14 protein-coding genes are annotated in these 19488 nt (G+C 72.6%); 4 read left to right on the forward strand and 10 right to left on the reverse strand.

What is annotated here, in order from left to right:
• Positions 1-61 precede the first annotated feature (61 nt).
• From ACBJ59_RS02185 to ACBJ59_RS02205, 5 genes are read right to left on the reverse strand one after another with little or no spacing between them, the layout of a single operon-like run.
• Positions 62-1015: an ABC transporter permease gene (locus tag ACBJ59_RS02185; protein ID WP_375108459.1), complete on the reverse strand. Its 954-nt coding sequence runs from the start codon at positions 1013-1015 to the stop codon at positions 62-64.
• Positions 1012-1995: an ABC transporter permease gene (locus ACBJ59_RS02190; protein WP_375108460.1), complete on the reverse strand. Its 984-nt coding sequence runs from the start codon at positions 1993-1995 to the stop codon at positions 1012-1014. Before ACBJ59_RS02190 ends, ACBJ59_RS02185 begins: the two co-directional genes overlap by 4 nt.
• On the reverse strand, positions 1988-3628 hold the full coding sequence (locus ACBJ59_RS02195; protein WP_375108461.1) for a sugar ABC transporter ATP-binding protein: 1641 nt from the start codon (positions 3626-3628) through the stop codon (positions 1988-1990). Before ACBJ59_RS02195 ends, ACBJ59_RS02190 begins: the two co-directional genes overlap by 8 nt.
• Positions 3615-4682 carry an ABC transporter substrate-binding protein gene (locus tag ACBJ59_RS02200; RefSeq protein ID WP_375108462.1) on the reverse strand — a complete coding sequence of 356 codons (1068 nt, stop codon included), beginning with the start codon at positions 4680-4682 and terminating at the stop codon, positions 3615-3617. Before ACBJ59_RS02200 ends, ACBJ59_RS02195 begins: the two co-directional genes overlap by 14 nt.
• 60 nt (positions 4683-4742) lie before the next feature.
• Positions 4743-7280: a PA14 domain-containing protein gene (locus ACBJ59_RS02205; RefSeq protein ID WP_375108463.1), complete on the reverse strand. Its 2538-nt coding sequence runs from the start codon at positions 7278-7280 to the stop codon at positions 4743-4745.
• A gap of 162 nt (positions 7281-7442) precedes the next feature.
• On the opposite strand from ACBJ59_RS02205, the gene ACBJ59_RS02210 reads away from it, so the two are divergent.
• From ACBJ59_RS02210 to ACBJ59_RS02220, 3 genes are all read left to right on the forward strand, one after another.
• Positions 7443-8243, forward strand: a complete 801-nt coding sequence (locus ACBJ59_RS02210; protein ID WP_375108464.1) for a DeoR/GlpR family DNA-binding transcription regulator — start codon at positions 7443-7445, stop codon at positions 8241-8243.
• A 99-nt stretch (positions 8244-8342) separates the two neighbouring features.
• Positions 8343-9824 (forward strand): sugar ABC transporter ATP-binding protein, encoded by a 1482-nt coding sequence (locus ACBJ59_RS02215; protein WP_375108465.1) that lies wholly within the window; start codon positions 8343-8345, stop codon positions 9822-9824.
• A 75-nt stretch (positions 9825-9899) separates the two neighbouring features.
• Positions 9900-10361, forward strand: a complete 462-nt coding sequence (locus ACBJ59_RS02220; protein WP_375108466.1) for an SRPBCC family protein — start codon at positions 9900-9902, stop codon at positions 10359-10361.
• 64 nt (positions 10362-10425) lie between these two features.
• Here ACBJ59_RS02220 and ACBJ59_RS02225 read toward each other — a convergent pair whose 3' ends face one another.
• Positions 10426-11430 (reverse strand): coiled-coil domain-containing protein, encoded by a 1005-nt coding sequence (locus ACBJ59_RS02225; RefSeq protein WP_375108467.1) that lies wholly within the window; start codon positions 11428-11430, stop codon positions 10426-10428.
• Between the two features lie 113 nt (positions 11431-11543).
• Positions 11544-13235, reverse strand: coding sequence for a protein kinase (locus tag ACBJ59_RS02230; protein ID WP_375108468.1), 1692 nt, complete (start codon positions 13233-13235; stop codon positions 11544-11546).
• Positions 13236-13371: 136 nt separating this feature from the next.
• Between ACBJ59_RS02230 and ACBJ59_RS02235 the strand changes: the two genes are divergently transcribed.
• Entirely contained in the window at positions 13372-14010 is a 639-nt protein-coding gene (locus ACBJ59_RS02235) for a GNAT family N-acetyltransferase (protein ID WP_375108469.1), read from the forward strand.
• 450 nt (positions 14011-14460) lie between these two features.
• Here the strand turns inward: ACBJ59_RS02235 and ACBJ59_RS02240 are convergent, their stop codons facing one another.
• The 3 genes from ACBJ59_RS02240 to ACBJ59_RS02250 form a co-directional block, all read right to left on the reverse strand.
• The gene (locus tag ACBJ59_RS02240) at positions 14461-15567 is read right to left on the reverse strand and encodes an NAD(P)-binding domain-containing protein (protein ID WP_375108470.1); all 1107 of its coding nucleotides are present in this window, start codon (positions 15565-15567) and stop codon (positions 14461-14463) included.
• A 144-nt stretch (positions 15568-15711) separates the two neighbouring features.
• On the reverse strand, positions 15712-16746 hold the full coding sequence (locus tag ACBJ59_RS02245; RefSeq protein WP_375108471.1) for a LacI family DNA-binding transcriptional regulator: 1035 nt from the start codon (positions 16744-16746) through the stop codon (positions 15712-15714).
• Positions 16730-19216, reverse strand: coding sequence for a glycoside hydrolase family 3 N-terminal domain-containing protein (locus tag ACBJ59_RS02250; RefSeq protein ID WP_375108472.1), 2487 nt, complete (start codon positions 19214-19216; stop codon positions 16730-16732). Before ACBJ59_RS02250 ends, ACBJ59_RS02245 begins: the two co-directional genes overlap by 17 nt.
• Positions 19217-19488 lie beyond the last annotated feature (272 nt).

Consider the following 19488-nt stretch of genomic DNA (forward strand, 5'->3'; position numbering starts at 1 on the left):
ATCTTGCAATCGGCTTGACTCGATCGAAGGTCCCCGGGAAATGGTCCCGGGGACCCGCCTGTCAGGTCAGCCGCTGCGCCTTGCTCAGCAGCCGCTGCGCGACCACCACGAGCGCCAGGAACACGCCACTGACCACCTGCTGGAACGCCGAGGTCAGGCTGCCGACCTGGTTGATCAGGCTCTGGATGACGCCGAGCAGCAGCACCCCGGCCACCGAACCCGTGATGCCACCGGCGCCGCCGGTCAGCAGGGTGCCGCCGATCACCACGGCGGCGATGGCGTCCAGTTCGAGGCCGATGCCGAGGATCGTCACGCCGGAGGAGAGCCGGGCCGCGTTCAGGGCGCCGGCCAGGCCCGCGAGCAGGCCCGACATGACGTACACGTACACCTTCGTCCGCGCGACCGGCACGCCCATCAGGGCCGCGGCCTGCTCGTTGCCGCCGATGGCGTAGACGTTCTGGCCGAAGCCCGTGCGCTGCAGCAGCACCATCGCAATCAGGGCCAGGGCGATGGTGATGTGGACGGGGTAGGACAGGCCGAGGATCTCGCCCTGCCCGAGGGCGGCGAAGGAGCGGTCCTTGACGAGGTAGGTGGTGGCGCCCTCGTCGGAGATCGCCAGCATCAGGCCGCGCACGCCGAGCAGCCCGGCCAGGGTCACGATGAACGGGGCCATCCCCGTACGCGCGATCACCAGGCCCTGCAGCAGCCCCACCGTCCCGCACACCGCCAGCGGCAGCAGCAGCGCGACGGCCGGGCCGTACTGCGAGCCGTAGGCCGCCAGCACCCCGCCCAGCACGAACAGCGATCCCACCGACAGGTCGATCCCGCCGCTGATGATCACGAACGTCATCCCGATCGCGATGATCGCGAGGAACGACGAGGACACGACCACGCTGGCGGCGTTCGCCGGCGTGGCGAAGGAGTCGAAGGCCAGGCTGCCCACGATCACCAGCAGGCCCAGCACCATGACGGCGCCGTGCTGCTGGAGCGTCCGGCTCACCTGCTCGCGGTTCATCGGGTCCCCCGCTTCCTGGTGGCGTAGACGGCGGCCAGGATGATGACCGCCTGGACCATCTGGGTCCACGACTGCGGGAGGTTGTGCTTGATCAGCGTGGCCGCGAGGAGCTGCATGAGCAGCGCGCCCATGACCGTGCTGAGCACCCTGATCCGGCCGCCGGTCAGCGGCGTGCCGCCGACCACGACGGCGGTGATCGCCGACAGCTCGATGAACAGGCCGAGCGAGGTCGGGTCGCTGGCCTGCAGCCGGGCCGTGGCCAGCACCCCGGCCAGGGCGGCGAGCAGGCCGGAGATCACGTACACGATCAGCAGCACCCGCTTGACCGGTAGGCCGGACAGCTCGCTGGCCGACCGGTTGCCGCCGATGGCGACGACCTGCCGCCCGAACGTGGTGCGCCGCACCACGAACAGCACGATCAGCGTCAGCGCGGCGGCGATGAGCACGATGACCGGGATCCCGGCGACCGAGCTGCTGCCCAGGGCGATCAGGTCGGGGTTGCGGAACTCGACGAGCTGCGGCACCAGGACGTTCGCCAGCCCGCGCACGCCGACCAGCAGCGCCAGCGTCGCCACGATGGGCTGCACCCCGACGTACGCCACCAGCGCCCCGCCCGCGGCGCCCACGACCGCGCCGCCGACCACGGCCACGAGGAGGGCGGGCAGCCAGCCGTACCCGAGGTAGAGCACGGTCAGCGCGGCGGCCAGCGCCATCACCGAGCCGACCGACAGGTCGATGCCCTGGGTGCCGATCACCAGCGCCATGCCCAGCGAGACGATCACGATGGGGGTGACCTGGACGAGCTGGGTACGGAAGTTCGACGCGTCCAGGAAGTGCGGGGTGAACAGCACGTTGAACAGCAGCAGGACGAGCACGGCCGCGTACACGCCGTAGTCCTGCACCCAGGCGTACACCTGCGGCTTGAGCACGGCGACGCGGCCGCCCGACGGCGAGCCCCGATCGTGCGTGAGCTCAGCCATCCGACTTCCCCGCGATCGTCTGCTCGGCGATCGTCGCCATGATCCTCTCCTCGGTCACCTCGTCGCCCGACAGCTCCCCCACGACCGCGCCCTCGCGCAGCACGAGGATCCTGTCGGCGCCCTCGACCAGCTCCTCCAGGTCGGAGGAGATCAGCAGCACGCCCAGTCCTTCCTGCGCCAGCTCGTCGATCAGCCCCTGCACCTCTGCCTTGGCGCCGACGTCGATCCCGCGGGTGGGCTCGTCCAGCAGCAGCACCTTGGGCCGCACGGCCAGCCAGCGGGCCAGCAGCACCTTCTGCTGGTTGCCGCCGGACAGCTCGGAGACCAGCTGGTGCGGCGAGGCGGCCTTGATCCTCAGCCTCCGCATGAAGATCTCGACCACCCGGTCGATCTTCGCCTCGGACACCACGCCCGCTCTGCCGAGGGAGGGCAGGGCGGCCAGGGCGATGTTCTCGCGGACGGACAGGGTCGGGATGATGCCCTCGGCCTTGCGGTCCTCGGGCAGCAGGCTGACGCCCGCCCTGATCGCCGCCGCGGTGGAGCCGGCGCGCAGCGGCAGCCCGGCCACGAGCACCTGCCCGCCGTCCAGGGGGAGCGCGCCGACGATGGCCTTGGCGGTCTCGGTACGGCCCGCGCCGAGCAGGCCGCCCAGCCCGACGACCTCGCCCGGCCGGACGCTCACGTCCACGCCTTCGAGGACGTGACGGCGCGTCAGGCCCCGCGCCTCGACGACCGGGACCTGCCCGTTCGTGCGCGGGCCCGCCGCCGCCTCGTCCGGCGCCGCGGACGGCTCTGCGGGCGGCTCTGCGGGCGGCTCTGCGGGCGGCTCTGCGGGCGGCGCGGCGCGGCGGTCGCGGGAGAACCGGGTCAGGCCCTGGGAGCGGACCTCGTTCAGCTCGCGGCCGAGCATGAGCGAGATGAGCCTCAGCCGCTCCAGCTCCGCCAGCGGCCCCGTGTGCGCCAGGCGGCCGTCACGCAGCACGGTCACCTGGTCGCACACGCGGTAGAGCTCGTCGAGGCGGTGGCTGACGTACATGACGGCGATCCCGCTGTCGCGCAGCCGCCTGATCACGCCGAACAGCGTGTCCACCTCGCGCGGCTCCAGCGACGACGTGGGCTCGTCCATGATGACCACCCGCGCGTCCACCGACACCGCCCGCGCCAGGGCGACCATCTGCTGCGCCCCGACGCCGAGGGTGCGCAGCGGGCGGCGCACGTCGGTCTCGACGCCGTAGCCGGACAGGACGCGTTCGGCCTCGCCGTACATGGCGGCGGCGTCGATCACCCCGAACCTGCCGCGCGGCTCGCGGCCGAGCAGCAGGTTGCGGGCCACCGACATCATGGGGACGAGGTTGACCTCCTGGTAGATGGTCGAGATCCCGGCGCGCTGCGCGTCCATGGGGGTGCCGAAGGCGGCGCCCGTGCCCCGGTAGCGCAGCTCGCCGCCGTCCGGCTGGTACACGCCGGTGAAGACCTTGATCAGCGTGGACTTCCCGGCGCCGTTCTCGCCGACGAGCGCGTGCACCTGGCCCGGGAGCAGGGCCAGGGACACGCCGTCGAGGGCGAGCACGCCGGGGAAGCGCTTGCTGACCCCCCGAGCTTCGAGAACCGGTTCCAACTCAGTACGCCTCACCGAGGGAGTCCTTGGCGTTGGTCGTGTCGTAGTCGCGGTCGGAGATGATCACCTTGTCGGGGATCGCCTGGCCGTCCAGGAACTTCTGGGCGGTCTCGAAGGCGAGCGGGCCGAAGCGCGGGTTCGACTCGATGACCGCGTGCAGCCAGCCGTCGGCGATGCCCTGGACGGCGCTGCGGGTGCCGTCCACCGAGACGATCTTGATCTCGCCGGGCTCCTTGCCCGCGCCCTTCAGCGCGGTGACCGCGCCCAGCGCCATCTCGTCGTTCTCGGCGTAGATGCCGTTGATGTCGGGGTTGGACTGGATGAGCTGCTCGGTGACCTGCTGCCCCTTCTCGCGGGCGAACTCGCCGGTCTGCTCGAACGAGATCGTGATCTCGGGGGCCTTCTCCTTGACGCGGTCCTTGAAGCCGTTCGTGCGCTCGGTGGTGACGTTGTTGCCGGGGGCGCCCAGCAGGATGGCGACCTTGCCCTTGCCCGACAGTGCCTCGATCATCCGGTCTGCGGCGCGCTTGCCCTGCTCGTAGAAGTCCGAGCCGATGAAGGTCAGGTAGTCGCTGCACGCCTTGGCGTTGATCTTGCGGTCGACCGTGATGATGGGGATCTTCTTGGCGGCGGCCTGCTGGAGCACGGGCTCCCAGCCGTCGGAGTTCAGCGGGGCGATGACCAGGAGCTGCACGCCCTGCGCGATGAGCTGCTGGACGTCGGTGATCTGCTTGGAGAACTGCGACTGGGCGTTGGTGACCTTGAGGTTCGTGATGCCCAGCTTGGCGGCCTCGTCCTTGATGGACTTGGTCTCCGCGATGCGGAACGGGTTGGCCTCCTTCTCCGACTGGGAGAAGCCGACCGTGGCCGTCTTGAGGTCGAACTTCGTGCCGCCGAACTGCTGCAGCGTGCACGTCGGCCCGGCCGTGCCGGAGGGCGTCTGGACGACCTGCTGACCGGCCGTACTGGCGGCGGCCGGCGCGCTCTGCGGCTCCTCGGCCTTGGCGCAGGCGGCCGCGGTGAGGAGGACGGCCAGGGCCAACGCGGCTGTCCGGAGATGGGGGGTCATCGCGGTTCCTTCCTATCAGGTGCGGCGCCCGGGCCGCAGGGGCCCGGGCGCGGGGGAGGATCAGCTACAGGTGGGGTTGATCGCGCCCGTCAGCGCCTTGTGCGCGTCGTGGACGCGCTTGACGTCGGGCTTGGTGATCGCCCGGTCGTACGTCATGAGGCCGTTGATCTCGGTCTCGACGTCCGTCGTCTGGGTGTAGATCGCGGCGCTGAGCTGCTCGCAGGCGTGCAGTTTCTTCAGTTCCTCGACCATGTTCACGTAGCGGTTGGTGAGGGCCTCGGGGTCCGGCTCGCCCGCGTAGCCCCAGCCGCCGCCGGACCAGGTGTGGCCGACCACGGGCAGGGCCAGGCCGCCGTACTCGCCGATGACGTTCGCCCGGCCGCCCGACGGCTTGCCGGGGTTGCCGGGGCCCGGGTAGATGTGGAAGTCCTTGACGTCGCCGTTGCCGCCGTCCACGGCGCCGCAGCAGTTGATGCCGCTCATGTTGTTCACCAGGCGCGAGGGGTCCCAGCTCTTGACCAGGTCGGCGACGCGCGCCTGGTCGTACTGGCCCCAGCCCTCGTTGAACGGCACCCACATCACGATCGACGGGCTGCTGCGGTGCTGGTCGACCAGCTCCTTCAGCTCGGCCTCGAACTGCGGCCGGTCGGTGGTGCGGAAGGCCGACGGCATGTCCTGCCAGACCAGCAGGCCCAGCTTGTCGGCGTGGTGGTACCAGCGGTCCGACTCGACCTTGACGTGCTTGCGCACGGCGTTGAAGCCGAGGGCCTTGGTCTGCTCCAGGTCGTAGCGCAGGGCCTCGTCGGTCGGCGGCGTGTAGATGCCGTCGGGCCAGAAGCCCTGGTCGAGCGGGCCGATCTGGAAGACCGGCTGCCCGTTGAGCAGCATCCGGTTGCCGGAGACCGAGATGGAGCGCATCCCGAAGTACGACTCGACCTTGTCGTTCTTGAGCCTGACCTCCAGGTCGTACAGGTGGGGGTCGTCAGGGGACCACAGCTTGGGATCGGGCACCGGGAGCCGCAGCTCCTTGCCGACCTGGCCGCGGACGATGCCGACCACGCGCCGGCCGTCCCTGGCGATCACGGTGGCGGTGCCGGGCGAGCCCTGGACGGTGACGTACAGCGCCTGGCCGCGCAGGTCGGGGGTGGTGTCCACGCGGTCGATGCGGTCCTTGGCGACCGGCTCGATCCAGACGGTCTGCCAGATCCCGGAGACGGAGGTGTACCAGATGCCGCTGGGGTTGAGGCGCTGCTTGCCGATGGCCTGGGCGCCGTTGTCGGTGGGGTCGTACACGCCGACGACCAGCTCCTGCGGGCCCGACCGCCTGAGCGCGTCGGTCACGTCCACGCTGATCCGGCCGTAGCCGCCCTTGTGCGTGGTGACCTGCCTGCCGTTCACGTGGACCGTGGCGTCCCAGTCCACCGCGTCGAGGTGCAGCAGCAGCCGCTCGCCGCGCCAGGTGCGGGGCACCTCGAACGTGCGGCGGTACCACATGCGCTCCTCGTGCCGCCCGATGCCGGACAGCTGCGACTCCACCGGGTACGGCACCACGATCCGCTCGGGCAGCTCCTTGCCGTAGGGGGCGGCCTCGCCCTCCTTGGCCGGGGCGAACTGCCAGGTGCCGTTGAGGCTGCGCCACCGGTCGCGGACGAGCTGCGGCCGGGGGTACTCGGGCAGCGGGTTCGCCGGGTTCATGTCGTCGGCGAACTTGCTCTTGAGCACGTAGGTGGAGGCGTTGACCACGTGGGCGAAGGGGTAGGCGGCCAGCGGGGTGCCGTCGGCGTAGGCGATGCCGCCGGCGCCGTCATAGGAGGTGCGGACGGTGCCGCCCGCCTTCGACGGGACCGGGTACCGCAGCTTGAGCTCGACGGTCTCCGGGCTCTTCTGCACCGCGGAGGTGACCGGCCAGGCCGCGGCGCCGACCGTGACGGCCAGCTTCCTGGCCGCGTCGGCGGGGAGCGCGGCCAGCGGCTTGGCGTACGTCAGGGTGGCGACGTCACCGGCGGTGTTCAGGCGGGCGTCGTAGGGCCCGTCCGGCTGGAAGTCCGCGGGCACGGTGAGCGCGTCCATGGGGACGACGGCCTTCGGCTGACTCGGGCTCTGCCAGCGCAGGCGCAGGTTGGCGCCGCCGAAGTGCTCGAAGTACTCGACCTTGATGTCGTACTTGCGGCCCGCTTCGAGGGCGATCGGGGTGCCGATCTGCTCCCGGTCCCAGTCGTCCACCCAGTGGTCGATGATCGGCTTGCCGTCCACCCAGAGGCGGAAGCCGTTGTCGCCGATGATGGAGAAGGTGTAGCTCTCGGTGTACTCGGCGGTGATCTGGCCGGTCCACCGTACGGTGACGTCGTCCTCCCTGCCGGTCAGCAGCTTGAACGTCGGGTTCAGGTCGGCCAGCTCGAGGTTCGGGTCGATGATGCTCGCCTTGAGCTCGGCGAAGTCGAACTTTCCCGCCGCCGAGGCGAGGTAGTAGTCGCCGCGCAACCCGTTCCGCTCGGGAAGGGCTGTCGACTGGGCGGAGGCGGGGGCCGGCATGTGCCATAACACGGACATCAGCACGGACATCAGCACGGCCAGCAGCAACGCAAGGCGCTTACGCACGGGGGGTCCTTTCGAAACGCGCCGATCAGGTTCGGACAGCTTTTGACCCTGACACGCTCCAAAGTAAGCACCGGTGGACCGAGGCGGTCAAGATTTCCGATCAAATTCGTTCTCGTTCGGTCAGAGGTGAACTCATGTTGGCGCGTCTACTATGATCGGGACGTGAGCGACACGCAGAGCGACGGACGCCGGCCCGTGTTCGCCGCTGAACGCCGGCAGCGCATCCTCGAGCTGGTGCGCGCCAACGGCGCCGTGTCGCTGCGCGAGCTGGCCCAGGCCGTCCACTCCTCCGAGGTGACCGTCCGCCGCGACCTGCGCGCGCTGGAGTCGGAGGGCCTGCTCAACCGCCACCACGGCGGCGCGACCCTGCCCGGCGAGCTGTCGCGCGAGGCCGGCTACGCGCACAAGGTCTCCCTGGAGTCCGCCGAGAAGGCCGCCATCGCCGATCTGGCCGGCGCCCTCGTGGAGGACGGCGACGCGATCGTGATCGGTCCCGGCACCACCACGCAGGAGTTCGCCCGCCGCCTGACCAGGCACTCCGAGCTGGCGGTGGTGACCAACTCGCTGCTGGTCGCCCAGGTGCTGGCCGGCTCGCCGCGGATCGAGGTGATGCTGACCGGCGGCACGCTGCGCGGCTCGATCCTGGCCCTGGTGGGCAGCGCCGCCGAGCACTCCCTGGCCGGGCTGCGGGTGCGCCGGGCGTTCGTCTCGGGCAACGGGCTGACCGCCGAGCGTGGCCTGTCGACGCCGAACATGCAGGTGGCGGGGGTGGACCGGGCACTGGCGGCGGCCGCCGAGGAGGTCGTGGTGCTGGCCGACCACACCAAGATCGGCGTGGACACGATGGTGCAGACCGTCGCGCCCGACCGCATCGACCACCTGGTGACCGACGACTCCGCGCCGCGCGACGTGCTCGACGAGCTGAGCGCGCGCGGCGTCCGCCTGCACGTCGCCCAGTTCTGATCGCTCTGCTGATCGCCTTTTCTGATCGAATGTGACAATCCCGTTACTGGAACGTTTCCTTTCCGGACCACGATCGAGGCGGAGGCAACCGTGCTACAGGTGGCTGGCGTTCTCAAGGCGTTCCAGGGTGTCACCGCCCTCGACCACGTGACCCTGTCCGTGCGTACCGGCGAGGTGCACGCCCTGATCGGCGGCAACGGAGCGGGCAAGTCGACCCTCGTCAAGGTGCTGTCGGGCGTCCACCAGCCGGACGCGGGCGAGCTGCGCCTCCTCGGGGAGCCGGTCAGGTTCGCCGGGCCGGCCGACGCCAGGCGCGCGGGGATCGCCACGATCCACCAGGAGACGAACCTCGTACCGACGATGAGCGTGGCCCGCAACCTGCTGCTCGGCAGGGAGCCCCGGGGCCGGCTCGGGCTGATCGACTCGGCCGCGGTGCACGCCCGCGCCGGGGAGGTGCTGGCCGCGTACGGGCTGGAGGTGGACGTGCGCCGCCCGCTCGGCTCGCTGGGCGAGGGCGCCCGCCAGATCGTCGCCCTGGCCCGCGCGGCCTCGGCGGACGCCCGGCTGGTCATCATGGACGAGCCCACCACCGCGCTCGACCACGCCGAGCTGGAGACCCTGTTCGGGGCCGTGACCAGGCTGCGCGAGGAGGGCCGCTCGGTCATCTACGTCACGCACCGGCTGGAGGAGCTCTACGGGATCTGCGACCGCGTCACGGTGCTGCGCGAGGGCCGGGTCGTGCACACGGGTCCGCTGGCCGGCCTCGACCGGCTGCGGCTGGTCTCGCTCATGCTGGGCCGGCCGTTCCACCCGGTGGAGCCCGCCCTCCAGGCGGGCGAGCCGGACGTGCCCGCCGACGCGCCGGTGCTGGAGGCCAAGGGCCTGACCCGGCAGCACGTGCTGGACGGGGTGTCGCTCGTGATGCGGGCCGGCGAGGTGGTCGGCCTCGGCGGGCTGCTCGGCGCCGGCCGCAGCGAGACCGCCCGCGCGATCGCGGGGGTGCTGCCGGTGGACGCCGGGCAGGTCACGGTGGCCGGCTCGGCGGCGCGCAAGTGGTCGATCAGGAGCGCCGTGCGCGCCGGGATCGGCCTGGTGCCGGAGAACCGGAAGACCGAGGGCATCGTGCCCACCCTCTCGGTACGCGACAACATCGCGCTGGCCGCCCTGCCGCGCCTGTCACGGGCCGGGATCGTGTCGGACGCGCAGGTGGACGCCATCGTGGCGACGTTCATGCGGCGGCTGGGCATCAAGGCGGTCTCGCCCCGCCAGCCGGCCGGGGAGCTGTCGGGCGGCAACCAGCAGAAGGTGCTGCTGGCCCGGTGGCTGGCCATGCACCCCAAGGTGCTGCTGCTGGACGAGCCGACCAGGGGCGTGGACGTGGCCACCAAACTGGAGATGCAGGCGCTGCTGGACGAGCTGGCCGTGGACGGGCTGGCCATCCTGCTCATCTCCTCCGACGTCGCCGAGCTGGTCGAGAACTGCGACAGCGTGGTGGTCCTCAGGGACGGCGCGATCACCGACCAGCTCACCGGCCCCGAGGTCACCGAGGACCGCCTGCTGGCGGCCCTGGCGAAGGACTAGCGGGGTGCGGGTGCCGCGTCGGGCAGGGCGATTCCCGGGGTCATGCGGGGCACACGAGGGTGCTAGGGTCGCGCCATGCCACGTACGGACAGGGCGTCGCGGTTGATCGCCGCGCGACCCGATCGTGTCTGGGCCGCGCTCGTCGATCGCGAGGCGCTCGCGGCGTGGCTCCCGCCGGCCGGGATGACCGGCAGGTTCGAGCGATTCGACGCCCGGCCGGACGGGTCGTACCGGTTGGTGCTGACCTACTCCGACGCGTCCGGCGCCGCCGGCAAGGCGACCGTCGATTCCGACATCGTCGAGGCGCGCTTCGTCGACATCGTCCCCGGCGTGCGGGTCGTGCAGGCGGTGGACTTCGTCTCCGACGATCCTGCCTACGCCGGCACGATGACCATGACCTGGGAGGTCACCGCCGTCGGAGCGGGGACGCGGGTCGACATCGTCGCCGACGACGTCCCGGACGGCATCTCCGCGGCGGACCACGCCGAGGGGCTCGCCTCTTCCCTGACGAACCTGGCCGCCTACGTGGAGCGTTAGCCCTCGCCGATGCCGCGTCAGGCGATGTCCGTCCTCCGCAAGGTCGCGACGTGTCACCGGATCTCTAGTAGACCGAGATGTGCGGGTGGTCGTAGTGGTTGGCCGTCGTGCCGCCCCGGTCGGACATGGTGCGCCATGAGCCCGTCCTGACGTGCCAGATGCGCTGCCGGAAGATGATGTACATGATCCCCAGCCGCTTGGCGTTCTTGATCGCCCAGGCGGCGATCTGGTCGCCGCGCTCCAGCTCGGCCGCCGACGGCATCGCGCCGCCCCGGCTCAGCATGAAGTCGCAGGCCCGGCCGAGCGGGTGCTCGCCGCCGTCCTGGATCGCCCGGTAGCAGCCGATCCCGTACGGCACCTCGAACCGCTCCTGGATGAGCTGCTTGACCAGCCGCATCCGGGGCGTGATGTGGTCCGGCCCCTCGGGGAGCTGCGGCACCCACGTGCCGTCGGGCCGCCGCACCCCCGGCGCCGTGTAGAGCTGGTCGATCTTGTCCTTGATCCGCTCGATCTGCTTCTCGGCCTTGGCCTTGCGCTCCTCCAGGTCCTCGACGGTCTCCTCGAGCTCCCCGGAACGCGCGGCGGCCTCGTCCTTGGCCTGCCGGTGGGTGTTCCTGACGGCGGCGTAGCCGCGCAGCCTGGCGTCCTGCACGTCGATCAGGTGCTGGGTCAGCGCCATCCGGCCGAGCAGGCCGGAGGGGTCCTGGCTGCTGCTGAGCAGGGCGATCTGGCCGGGCTCGCCGCCCATGTACTTGGCCAGCGCCATGGCGCGCAGCTCGGCGGACTGGCGGTCGTAGACCTCCTGGGCGGCGGCCAGCTTCTCGCGGGCCGCCTTCTCGGCCTTCTCCGCCTTCTCCCTGGCGATGCGGCTGTTGTAGTACTCGGTGATGAGCTTGTCCGAGTCCTTCTGCAGCGCGGCCAGTTCCTTCTTGAGCTGCTTGACCGTGGGCTTGGGATCGGCCTGGGCCGGTGCCGCCGCGAGCAGGAGCACCACGGCCAGCGCGGCGCTCGTGCCCCGCCACGTGCGGGGCGTGCGGGCAGGCCGGTCGGCGGAGGACGCAACCGCCACTCTTCTCCTTACCCCGAGCCACAGGGCAGGTTCCGGTCATGAACTATTCAGCCCGGGGGGACGCCCTCTATCCGACGCACGATAGTAGGGGATCAGCGCCACCGGCGTGCAAATCAGCCTTTTTCACCATCGCGGGGCCGACGTACCCTGCGGACCACGATCTGCCGTCCGAGCAGCACCGATCCGGGCACCACCAGGACCAGCCCGAGCAGGCCGGAGCCCACCCCGACGCCGACGTCGGCGTCCACCACCCCGTCGCCGTCGCCGCCGAGCAGCGGAAGACCGAGGGACACGCTGATCGAGATCGAGATCAGCGGCCCTCTCTCCCTGGTCGGCGGCGGCTCGGGCGCGCTCGACGTGGGGGGCCGGGTGGCGGGCGGCTGCTCGCCGTTGCCGGGCGGGTCGCTGGCGGGCGGGTCGTTGTCCGGGGGTGAGCTGGTGGGCGGGCGGGTGGTCGGCGCCGGCCCGCCGGTCCGCGTGGGCTCCCTGGTCGGTTCCTTCGTGGGGTCGCGCGTGGGCTCCCTGGTCGGTTCGCGGGTGGTCGCCCCGCCGGTGGGCCCGCCGGTGGGCCGGCCCGTGGGCCGGCCCGTGGGCCGGCCCGTGCCCTGGGGCGGCCCGCCCGTGGGCGGCGTGGTCGGCAGGCCCGCGTACGTGATGGTCGGCGTGATGGGCCCGCTCCCCGTGGGCTCCTCCGAGGGCACGGCCTCGGAAGGCGTCGGCTCGACCGGCGACGGCGAGCCGGGGGTGAACGGCGGGGCCGACGTGGCGGGCGGCAGGGCGGCGCCGCTCCGCTGGTCGGGCGTGTCGCCCAGGATCACGAACGCCGACGCCACGGCCGCCGCCGTCGCCAGCACCAGGCCACCGGTCACCGCGAACTTGCCGACCGGCGTGAGCGTGCTCTGGAACATGCTCGTGGCGCCGCCGCCACCACCGTCCGTGGCCGCCTGGGGCTTCGGCAGCAGGGCGGCCAGGGGCAGCGTGAGGATCCCGAGCCCGGTACGCCCCCGCAGCTCCCATTCCTCCCCGTACGCCGCCCGCGCGACCTCCTCCAGCTCCTCCAGGAACGCCTCCGCCGACTCCGGGCGGCCCGTGGGGTCCTTGGCCAGGCCGTGCTCGACCAGCGGGCGCAGCGGCTCCGCGACGTCGTCCAGCGGGGGCGGCACGTGCTGGTGCTGGTAGGCCAGGGCGGCCACGTTCTCGCCCTGGAAGGCACGGTGCCCGGTCAGGCACTCGTAGAACACCAGGCTCGCGGCGTACACGTCGGTCGCCGGTCCGGCCGGGGCGTCGTCCCACTGCTCGGGCGCCATGTACGACGGGGTGCCGGCGAGCGTGGCCGTCTCCCCGAAGTGCGCCGCCACGCCGAAGTCGACGAGCTTGCTGTCGCCGTCCTGGGTGATCAGGACGTTCTCGGGCTTGAAGTCGCGGTGCACGATCCCGTGCCGGTGCGCCTCGGCCAGCCCCAGCAGGGCGCCCTTCAGCACCGCGAGCGCGGCCTCGGCGCCGGTCGCGCCCTCGTGCTCCAGCAGCCGGCGCAGCGTGATGCCGTCGACCAGCTCCATCACGATGACGGCGTCGTCGTCGCCCTCGACGTAGTCCAGCAGGCGGGCGGTGTGGGGGCTGTCGATCTCCCGGATGACCTGGGCCTCGGCCCGGAACCGCGCGACGAACCGGGCGTCCTCGCGTAGGGCTTCGGATAAGTGCTTGATCGCGACCGCGAGCCCGTCGGACTCGCGCACGGCGAGCATCACCCGGCCGGTCCCACCGTGGCCGAGTTCCCGGATCTCCGTGTAGCCGGGAACTTCCATCCTGGGACCTCCTGAGCCGATAAAGATCCTTATGTCAGGACGCTATCCCGGCGTCACAGGCCGTGTCGAGCCCCTTCGCGCGAGTAACCACCACCCTGCTGCAATCGGTATTTTTACTACTTCTTATAGTAGTTCCGTGTCACTCACAGATCATCTGCGCCACTGGCTCGGTGCGTGGCCACCGCAGGAGAAACTGCAGGTCACAGGCTCGGTGCGACGCACCGAACCCGGCTGGGACGGCCGCGTCTACCCGGCGCTCGGCGTCGGCTCACCCGACGGGGCTGTGCTGTCGGTGGCGCCGGAGCACGTGGGGCGGGTGACGGCCGCGCGATCCCTGAGAGAGGTGCCCGAACTGGTCGGGTACGCGGAGCGCGGCTGGTTCGAGGCCGTCTTCCGGTGGAGCACCCGGCCGGCCCCGCTGCCGGACGCCGGGCAGTGGATGCCCGCCGACGCGCCGGGCGTGCCGGACTGGCTCTGGCCGTTCGGCGGGGAGGTGCTGGTGGCGGTGGACCCTGACTCGGGCGAACACCTGGCCGGCGTGGGGATCAAGCGCCACGACGGGTACGGGCGGGAGTTGTCGGTGGTGACGGCCCCGGCGGCGCGCGGGCGCGGGCTGGCCCGGCGGCTGGTGGCACAGGCGGCGCGGCGGGTGCTGGACGAGGGGGCGGTGCCCACGTACCTGCACGCGCTCACGAACACGGCGTCGGCGGCCGTGGCGAACGCCGCCGGCTTCCCGGACCGCGGCTGGACCGCCTTCGGCGTCGCCGAACGCTGACCCACCCCGAGCACCTTCGCCCCACCCGCACCACCCCCGCACCAGCCCCGACCCGCCCTGACCGGCCTGAAGGGTCCTGACCGACACAGCGGATCAGACGGCCCCAGGATCGGGCACCCGCCGGTACCACCCGGGAAGCCCGCGGCGACAAGGAGGACGCTACGCGCGGCGCGGCGGGTCACGCCGCCCCGCGGATCGGTGGGCGCCGGGACGGTCGGGACTTCGGTCGGGACTTCGGTCGGGACTTCGGTCGGGACTTCGGTCGGGACTTCGGTTGGGAGAGGAGGGTGCGGACGCTACGGGCAGCGTGGCGGATCAGGCGGCGGCGGGTAAGGCGGCGCGGCGTCAGGCGGCGGCGGGTCACGCCGCCCCGCGACCCGGGTGAGCGCCGGAACGGCCGGGACTTCGGTCGGGACAGGAGGGTGCGGGCGCTACGGGCGGCGCCTCGGATCAGGCGGCGCCGGGGATCGGGGCGGCGCCGGGACGGTCCGGGATACCAGCGGCGGTGAGGAGGGTGCGGACGTTGCGGGCGGCTGTGCGGCCGGCGCGGTTGGCGCCGATCGTGCTGGCCGACGGGCCGTAGCCGACGAGCTGGAGCCGGGGCTCCCGCAGCACCCGTGTGCCGTCCACGCGGATGCCCCCGCCCGGCTCCCTGAGGCGGAGCGGGGCAAGGTGGTCGAGGGCCGAGCGGAAGCCGGTGGCCCAGACGATCGTGTCGGCCGCGACGTACCCGCCCCCGTCCCAGGTGGCCCCGTCCGCCACGACGCGGTCGAACATCGGCAGCCGCTCCAGCGCCCCCTTGGCCAGCGCCTCCCTGACGACGGCGTTGTAACGCAGGCCGGTCACGCTGACGACGCTCTGCGGCGGCAGGCCGGCGCGTACGCGCTCCTCCACCAGGCCGACCGCCTCCCGCCGGGCCTCCTCGCTGAATTCCTCCTCCGCGAAGACGGGCGGCCGGCGCGTGACCCAGGTCGTCGCGGCGGCCACGCCGGCGACCTCCGAGAGCACGTGCATGGCCGAGTGCCCGCCGCCGACCACGACCACCCGCCGCCCCGCGAACTCCTCCGGCCCCCGGTATCCGGCGTAGTGCAGCTGACGGCCCGCGAACCCGGCCGCGCCCGGGTAGTAGGGCCAGTACGGCCGGGTCCACGTGCCGGTGGCGTTGACCACGGCCCGGACCGCCCACTCCCCCGCGTCCGTCGCGACCACCAGCCGCTCCCCCGCCCCGTCGTCGCGGACGGCCGTGACGCGCACCGGCCGCACGACGTCGAGCCCCGTCACGCGCTCGTAGTCGGCGTAGTAGGCGGGGACCACCTCGGCGGCGGGCCGCCGCCCGTCCCCCTCGGCCGGCTGGGGCAGGCCGGGCAGGTCGAAGACGCCGTGCACCTTGTCCATGGTGAGCGAGGGCGAGCGGTGGCGCCACGCCCCGCCGGCACCGTCGGCCGCGTCCAGCACGACCGGCTCGAACCCGAACCTTCGCAGGAAGTACGCGCTGGACAGCCCCGCCTGCCCGGCGCCGATGACCACGACCTCGCTCAGCTCCACGACACACGTCAACCGCGCCGCACCCGCCGCTCTTCCCCCGGACCGGGACGCCGGTACAAGAACGCTAGTGCAGGGACGCCAGCGCAAAACGCCGGTGCAGGAACACCAGTGCAGGGACGCCGGGCCTGCCTGCCCGTACGCCGGCATCCGGGGAGGTCAAGCCCGTCTGCCGCCGCCCGCCGGGACGGGGGCGGTCGAGCCGCGGACGACCAGTTCCGTCGCCAGCTCCACGTGGTGGGAGTCGACCTTCTCCCCGGCCGCGAGCCGCAGCGCGGTCCGCAGCGCGACCCCGCCCATCTCGCGCAGCGGCTGCCGGACGGTGGTCAGCGGCGGCGAGGTGACCTGGGCGATCTGCGTGTCGTCGAACCCCACGATGCTGAGGTCCTCGGGGATGCGCAGGCCCCGCGCCCGCGCCGCCTCCATGATCCCGACGGCCATCTCGTCGCTGCCCGCGAAGATGGCCGTCGGTGCGTGCGGCAGGCCGAGCACCGCCGCCCCGCCCTCCACCCCGTCCTGGTAGTGGAAGTGTCTCGAGCGCACGTAGCCGGGCAGGACCGGCGCCCCCTCGGCCTCCATGGCGGCGCGGTAGCCGTGCAGGCGCGCCTGGTTGCAGGCCGCGGTGGCCGGGCCGCCGATGTAGGCGATGCGCCGGTGCCCGAGGGAGAGCAGGTGGTGGGTGGCGGCCAGCCCGCCGGCGAAATTGGTGGAGCCGATGCTGGTGACCCGGGTGCGGGGCAGGTTGAGCGGGTCGATGAGGACCAGCGGCAGGCGGGCCCTGGCCAGCGCGGCCGGCTGGCCCGCGGTCAGCTCGCCGGTGACGGCGATCAGCGCGCGGCGCCCGGCCGCGACCAGCTCGCGGGCCCAGGCGGTGGTGCGCTCGGTGCCGCTCCTGATGCTGACCACGATCCCGACGCCGGCCTCGGCCCCGGCCGCCACCGCGCCCTGGATGATCTCGGTGGAGTAGGCGTTGAGGTCGGCGTCGAACTGCACCTCGACCGTGGCCAGCCCGGAGGGCTCGCGGCGCGGCGCCGGGCCGACGTAGTCGTGCTGGCGCAGCAGCGACTGCACGAGCGAGCGGGTGGCCGGCGCGACGTCGCTGCGGCCGTTGAGCACCTTGGAGACGGTCGCGACCGACACGCCGGCCGAGGCCGCGACGGTGGCGAGCGTGGCGCGCCTAGAACTGGCCGGCATCTGCACCCCCTTGCCGCCGCCCGGCGGAGCCCGCGCGCGCATCGGCGCCCACGTCAGCGCCCACCTCGGCGCCCACCTCGGCGCCCACGTCAGCGGGGGTGACGAGCCGCCGGTCGTGGCCGACGTACCGTGACGGGCCGGTCAATCGTACGACGCCCCGGCAGGGCAGGTCGGCCGCCGAGGTGCCGACCAGCACCTCGACGTCCCCGGGCTCTACGACCCGGCGCAGGTCGCGGCCGGTGAAGGCGGTGCGGTCGGCGTGTACGCGGAAGCTCACCTCCGTGCTCCCGCCCGGCTCCAGCCGGACCCGCGCGAACCCGGCCAGCTGCCGCACCGGCCTGGTGACCTGGGCCAGGACGTCGTGCAGGTAGAGCTGGACGACCTCCTCCCCGGCCCGGCCGCCGGTGTTGCGGACGGTGACCGTCGCCGTGAACTCCCCGTCGGTGGGCACCTCGGTGTCGCTGATCCGCAGGCCCGCGACCTCGAAGGTGGTGTAGGAGGCGCCGTAGCCGAAGGGGAACAGCGGGCTCGGGTCGAGGTTGCTGATGCCGTGGCTGTCGGTGCCCAGGGGCGGTTGCAGGTAGGTGCCCGGTTGCCCGCCGGGGCCGCGCGGGATCTGCACGGGCAGCCGGCCCGCGGGCTGGATCCGGCCGGAGAGCACGCCGGCGATGGCCGCGCCGCCCTCCTCGCCGGGCATGAACGCCTGTACGAGCGCGGCGGCGCCGGCCCGTACCTCGCCCAGCGCGTACGGCCGCCCGGAGACGACGACCACGACCACCGGCGTGCCGGTGGCGGCCAGCTCGGCCAGCAGGTCCGCCTGGGCGCCCGGCAGCCGCAGGTCCTCGGCGTCGCAGCCCTCGCCCGAGGTGCCGTGCCCGAACAGGCCGGCCAGGTCGCCCACCACGGCCACGCACACGTCCGCCTCGCGGGCGGCGGTCACGGCGGCGGCGAAGCCGGAGCGGTCGTCGCCGCGCACCTCGCAGCCCTGCTCGTAGCGGATCTCGGCATCGGGCAGCTCCGCCCTGAGCGCGTCGAGGACGCTGGGCGCCTCGACGCCGAGCCCGAGTCCGGGGTGGCGGGGCAGCACGTGGTTGGGGAAGGCGTAGCAGCCCATGAACGTGCGGGGGTCGTGCGCGGCGGGCCCGACGACGGCGACCCGGCGCGGCGCGGGCCGTCCCTCGCCGAGCAGGGGCAGCGCGGTCCCGGCGGTGAGCAGGATGACCGACCGCTCGGCCAGCTCCCTGGCCAGGGCGCGGTTGCCCGGGGAGTCGAGGTCGGTGGAGGCGGCCCCGGCGACCGAGCCCTCGGGCGTCCAGTCCGGGTCGAGCAGCCCCAGCTGGACCTTCTGGGTGAGCAGGCGGCGCACCGCCCGGTCCACGACCGCCTCCGGCAGCTCGCCGGAGCGCACCCGCTCGGCGAGGTGCTGCCCGAAGCCGAGGGTGTCGGGCAGCTCGACGTCGACCCCGGCGGCCAGCGCGTGCACGCCGGCCTGCTCGGGGTCGGCGGCGACGCGGTGCATGGTGGCCAGGAACGGGACCGCCCAGTAGTCGGAGACGACGGTGCCGGTGAAGCCCCATTCGCCGCGCAGCACGTCGGTCAGCAGCCAGGAGTCGGCCACGGCGGGGACGCCGTCCACGTCGGAGTAGGAGTTCATCACCGCGCGGGCGCCGCCGAGCGCGATGGCGGTCTCGAACGGCGGCAGGATCATGTCCATCAGCTCGCGCCGCCCCATCGGCACCGGGCCGTGGTTGCGGGCCGCCCGCGAGGCCGAGTAGCCGGCGAAGTGCTTGAGGGTGGCGATGATGCCGGCGCTCTCCAGCCCGCGCACGTAGGCGGCGCCGAGCATCGAGACGAGGTACGGGTCCTCGCCCATGGTCTCCTCGACCCGCCCCCACCGGTAGTCGCGCACCACGTCGAGGACCGGCGACAGCCCCTGGTGCACGCCCACGGCGGCCATGTCGCGGCCGATCGCGGCGGCCATCCGGGCCACCAGCTCCGGGTCGAACGTGGCCGCCCAGGCGATGGCCGCGGGGTAGACGGTGGCGCCGTAGGCGGTGAAGCCGGTCAGGCACTCCTCGTGCACGATCGCCGGGATGCCGAGCCTGGAGCGCTCGACGACGGCCCGCTGCAGGCGCACGACCTCCGCCGCGCCCTGCTCGGGGGTGACCGGGGCGCTGCCGTGGACGCGGGTCAGGTGGCCGAGCCCGTGACGGGCCGCCTCTTCCAGGGGTATCGTGCCCGACGCGGCGAACACGTCCTGCATCGGCGCGACGTTGAGCGTCTCCGCCCCGGGCTCCGGCTCGGCCTCCTGCATGTCGTTGCCGATCCACCGGCTGCCGAGCTGGCCGATCTTCTCTTCCAGGGTCAGCTCCGCAAGGAGGGCGTCGACTCGGTCGGCCACGGCGAGCGCCGGGTCCTGCCACGGGCGCAGGGCCCTGTCCGCCGTCGGTGTCCGATCAAGAGCCGTCATGTACTGCGCTCCTTAAAGAGGTGCGGTGCTGTCGTAAGTTTTCGAAAATGTTTCGACACCTGGACGACACTCCGCGCGGAACCTTCGGTCTCACGGACCCCCAGCTGAAGGCACGCGCGAAAGTACCTTACACGTGACCCGCCGGAAATCCAGTGGTTGCCTGATCGACAAACTCTTGACACCTTTATTCCCGAAACCTAGATTGGCGACCCCCGCGGTCATGTCGAAAATGTTTCGATGAGCTGACATTGGGAGGAGTGGACGAGCGGCAT

It is taken from the genome of Nonomuraea sp. MTCD27, from assembly GCF_041950495.1.
GTDB lineage: Bacteria > Actinomycetota > Actinomycetes > Streptosporangiales > Streptosporangiaceae > Nonomuraea.